Source organism: Verrucomicrobium sp. BvORR034, assembly GCF_000739635.1.
GTDB lineage: Bacteria > Verrucomicrobiota > Verrucomicrobiia > Verrucomicrobiales > Verrucomicrobiaceae > Verrucomicrobium.
Map to the genome: position 1 here is coordinate 1 of NZ_BATQ01000111.1, position 4,724 is coordinate 4,724.

The 4,724-nt window shown below is 59.6% G+C and carries 4 protein-coding genes; all 4 read left to right on the forward strand.

The features are described 5' to 3' along the window. A partial coding sequence (locus BV034_RS18540; RefSeq protein WP_265593161.1) for an ATP-binding protein occupies window positions 1-1,444 on the forward strand: 1,444 nt, incomplete at its 5' end. After that, on the forward strand, window positions 1,434-1,913 hold the full coding sequence (locus tag BV034_RS18545) for a response regulator (RefSeq protein WP_050028487.1): 480 nt from the start codon (window positions 1,434-1,436) through the stop codon (window positions 1,911-1,913). The genes BV034_RS18540 and BV034_RS18545, both read left to right, overlap by 11 nt. A gap of 8 nt (window positions 1,914-1,921) precedes the next feature. Further along, the gene (locus tag BV034_RS18550) at window positions 1,922-3,997 is read left to right on the forward strand and encodes a response regulator (RefSeq protein ID WP_050028488.1); all 2,076 of its coding nucleotides are present in this window, start codon (window positions 1,922-1,924) and stop codon (window positions 3,995-3,997) included. Window positions 3,998-4,022: 25 nt separating this feature from the next. Next, on the forward strand, window positions 4,023-4,670 hold the full coding sequence (locus tag BV034_RS18555) for a class I SAM-dependent methyltransferase (RefSeq protein WP_050028489.1): 648 nt from the start codon (window positions 4,023-4,025) through the stop codon (window positions 4,668-4,670). The last annotated feature ends 54 nt before the right edge of the window (window positions 4,671-4,724 follow it).

Below are 4,724 nucleotides of genomic sequence, written 5' to 3' on the forward strand. Positions count from 1 at the left end.
CATTGTGGTGAATGACCGTCTCTGGGGGCTGTTTGCCTGTCATCACTATTCGCCGCGCTACGTGTCGCACGGCACCAGGATGGCTTGCGAGTTTCTTGCCCACACCCTTTCCCTTCAAGTGGCGGGCAAAGAAGCTGCAGATCAGCACAGTTACGCAGAAGCCCTCCATCGCGAGCACCAGGCACTCGTGGCTGAACTGCAGGCAGCTCCATCCCTGCCTGAAGCCTTGCGCTGCCCACCCCAGGGCATGATCGGAGGCATTCAAGCCACCGGTGCTGCACTGCTCTTCAACCACCAAGTCCACCTGTATGGGATCACTCCAGAAGAGGAGTTGATTCGTCACCTTGCGACCCGGCTCGGCCGCGAAGTGGAAGAGGCCGTCTGGAGTACCGACCGACTCGGGGAGCGATTCCCCGATCTCGCGGAATCATGCCGCGACGCCAGCGGCACGCTGTCTGTCCGTCTTTCCAAGCAGGCCGACGCCTACTTGTTTTGGTTCCGGCAGGAGGAGACCCAGACCGTCAACTGGGCTGGAGAACCGGCCAAGGCAGTGACAGTGGGCCCGAACGGCGACCGGCTGACACCGCGCAAGTCCTTTGCCCTCTGGAAGGAGACCGTGAAAGGACGCTCCCGTCCGTGGCTGACCTGCGAGTACGACGCCGCCCGCCAGCTCCGTCAATCCATCCTGGAGCATTTTGTCCGTCACACAGAACAACTGGTACGCCTCAATGCTGACCTCCAGGAAAGGAACAGCCAGCTGGACTCTTTTGCCTACGTGGCTTCTCACGACCTCAAGGAGCCCCTGCGAGGCATTCGCAACTATTCACAGTTCCTGTTGGAGGACTTTGGCGACATTCTCGCAGACGAGGCCAAAGGTTACACCCGCACGGTCATGCGCCTGGCGGACCGCATGGAAATGCTGCTGGATTCCCTCCTGCACTACTCCCGGCTCTCCCGGCAAGAGATTCAGAATTCCGCCGTCGATCTCAATGATTGCGTGGCTGATGCTCTGGAATTCCTGATTTCCCGAGTCCAGGAAAGCGGTCTGAGGATCACCATCCCCCGACCTCTTCCGACCGTGCAGGGGGACACTGACCGGCTGTGCGAACTCTTTACCAACCTGATCAGCAATGCGATCAAATACAATGACAAGCCGGTCCCAGAGGTGATTATCACCTTTGAAACATCCGCCAACGGGACAGAATGCGAACTGCATGTACGTGACAATGGCATCGGCATCGCTCCAGAACATCGCAACATCGTATTCCAGATCTTCAAACGGCTGCACGGCCGGAATGAGTACGGTGGTGGGATCGGAGCGGGCTTGACCATTGTCCGAAAGATCGTAGAGCGTCATGGAGGAAATATCTGGATCGACTCTGTCTCAGGGGTCAGCACGACCTTCTCCTTCACCCTGCCGGTCGTTTCTCCACATGCCCCCTAGCTCCACCCAACCGTCGTTTCTGGTCGTAGAAGACAGCGACGAAGACTTCGTGGCTTTGGAGCGCATCTTGCGCCGCGCAAACGCTCCTGCCCGTCTCCAGCGATGCACTTCAGCCGAGCAGGTCCTGGCCATGATGCGTGCGCCTTTGATCCCGGATCGGACGCCCCCGGAGCTGCCCTCCCTCATCGTCCTGGACCTCAACCTGCCTGGCCTAAACGGTCGGACGGTGCTCACTGCAGTCCGCGAACATCCCCGCTTTAAGACGGTGCCCGTGGTGATCTTCTCAACATCGAGCAATCCACAGGACATCGCCTGGTGTTATGAAAATGGCGCGAATTCGTATCACGTGAAGGAAATGGACTATACCGCGTTCAAGCGAGGGGTGGAAATGCTTGTCGCCTACTGGCTAGAGGCAGTCCGGCTGCCTCCAGCGTCCGGCAGCCTGCCTGCCTCGCCCTCCGGATCTTGACCCTTCCCATGGCAGAAATCAGAAGCCGCTCTGTGCGTGTGCTCATCGTGGATGACTCTCCCACGGATCGTGTGGTATTCCGGCGTCACCTCACTCGCGGAGCCCACCGCGAGTATGATGTCAGCGAGGCGGAGACGGCCGCTGAGGCTGCGGCGCTGCTGGCGAAAGAGCTGCCTGACTGCGTGCTTGTGGATTTTCACCTGCCGGAAATGGACGGACTGAACTTTGTCCGGCAGATCGTCGAAGTTCATGGAAATCACACCTTCGGCATCGTCATGCTCACCTCGGCGGCGGAAATCTCCATCGCGGTGAAGGCGCTTCAAAACGGCGCGCATGACTATCTGGAGAAGAATGGGGCAGACGGGTTTGCCCTGCGGCGGGCGGTGGAGAACGCAATGGAGAAAGCGGGCATCCAGCGGCAACTGGAGAGCCAGCGGCGGGCGCTGGCAGACAAAAACGCCCAGCTCGAAGAACATGTGAGCCAGCTTGAGCGGGAGGCCACCGACCGGCAACGCGCCGAGGATGCGCTGCGCTCCAGTGAAACTCAACTCCGCCTGGTGACGGACCACGCCTCCGTCCTGCTCGCGCAGGTGGATCGCGAGCACCGCTACAAGTTCGTGAACCGTGCCTACGCCGAGCGATATGGCCGGGAAGTGAAGGACGTCATTGGTCGTCACGTCACGGAAATTGTTGGCGAAAAGGCCTATCTCACTGCCTTGCCAGAATTGACCGCTGCCTTTGAGGGGCAGCGAGTAGAGTTTGAAAAAGAACTGCCCTACGAAGAACTGGGCCCGCGGTGGATTCACGTCGTCTATAAGGCGGAGCTTGATGCTGACGGACAGGTGGTGGGCGTCGTTGCCGTGTTGACCGATCTCACGGAACGAAAACGTGCTGAGCAGGAACTCAAGGTGGCAAGGGACCAGGCGCTAGCTGCCTCCGGTGCCAAGGACGAGTTCCTGGCCCGGCTCTCCCACGAGCTACGGACTCCGCTCAATCCCGTGCTGCTCCTCGCGAGCGAAGCGGCCGCCAACCCGGATCTGCCGGATGAAGTGCGGGCGGATTTCCATACCATCCGCAAGAACGTGGATCTTGAGGCCCGTCTCATCGACGACCTGCTGGACATCACACGCATCAGCCGGGGCAAGCTCTCGCTGGAACTCCGTAGGCTGGATGTGCATGATGTCCTGCGGGATGCCTTCACCAGCATAAAAGGCGAAGCGGACAAGAAGCATTTGCGGCTGCAACTGTCCCTTGATGGCGAGGGACCGTACGTGCTCGGTGATGCAGTACGCCTTCAGCAAATTTTTTGGAATTTGCTCAACAATGCCGTCAAGTTCACCCCTGAAAACGGCAGAATTGTTGTTTCCACCTACGTCAAAGAGGGCTGGGTGACTGTCGAGGTGCAGGACGATGGCATCGGGCTGTCCGAAGAAGAGCTGTCCAGTGTCTTCGACGCCTTTGCCCAAGGCGAACACTCCTGGCCCAATGGGTCGCATCGTTTTGGGGGCCTGGGCCTGGGATTGGCCATCTCCAGGATGCTGGTGGAAATGCACTCTGGGAAGATCACGGCGTTCAGCGAGGGCCGGAATGCCGGTGCCACCTTCAGGGTGCGGATTCCCCTTCAATCGGATGCCGGGAGAATCGCCCAAGCACCCGCTTCTCCCAGAGCCCGTCCTTTGACGGCGCCAGGAGCTCTCGCTGCCAGTGGCAAATGCCCACCGCTGCACATCTTGATTGTCGAAGATCACGAACCCACCCGTGCGGCTCTCACGGTGCTGATGACACGCAGAGGGCACCGCATCACCAATGTGGCCTGCGTCGAAGAAGCCCGGCAGGCAGCGGCCTGTCACACCTTCGACCTCATGATTTCCGACATCGGACTGCCTGATGGCAACGGCTATGACCTTATGGAGGAGCTCCACGCCCAGTATGGCATCCGGGCCATTGCCTTGACCGGCTATGGCATGGAGCAAGACATTTCCCGCAGTACCTCTGTGGGATTTTTAGCCCATTTGACCAAACCCGTACGTATTCAGGAACTGGAGGCCGTGATCTCCAGACATGCGGTACCGCCAGCTGAGTGAGGCCTTGTCCTGGCCTCCTCCTTCTATGACTCTATCATTCGCAGACCCGCCGGATTCATCCTCCACTGGGTGGGATGCGGGTTTTCTTCACTCCATCGAGGACGACTCCTTTGACAGCCTCTATCCCAAGGAGGTGCGGGAGATCTCACCCTGGCACTGGACCCCGGCGGAGGTCGCCAGAAAAGCCGCCTCTCTACTGGTGAACAAAGCTGGCACCCGGGTGCTCGACGTGGGTTGCGGTCCTGGCAAGTTTTGCGTGATCGGGGCGGCCACCACGAAAGGCGTCTTTACGGGCGTCGAACAGCGGGGTGAACTGGTCGGCATTGCCCGTGATCTCATCGACAGGTCGGGCATTCCCCGCGTGCAGATCGTGCACGGCAACATCACCGCTGTGGACTTCGCCGACTACGACGCCTTTTACATTTTCAATCCGTTCGAGGAAAATGTCCGCCAGGCCTACCAGATCGACGCAACGGTCGAGCTCAAGGCGCAGTTGTACGACATCTACACCCGCTATGTCTCGGCCCAGCTCTCGGAGCTCCCGGTGGGCGCACGCGTGGTGACCTATGCGGGGCAGTGCGATGAGATTCCCCAAGGCTACGAATGCCACCGCACTGCCTTTGGCGGCCAACTCAAGCTGTGGGTCCACACCCGACGCTACCTCGTGAGTTGAGTGGAGGACAGGAGAGCTCCTTGCATCCGGGATTGACGGACAATGCACTTCTGT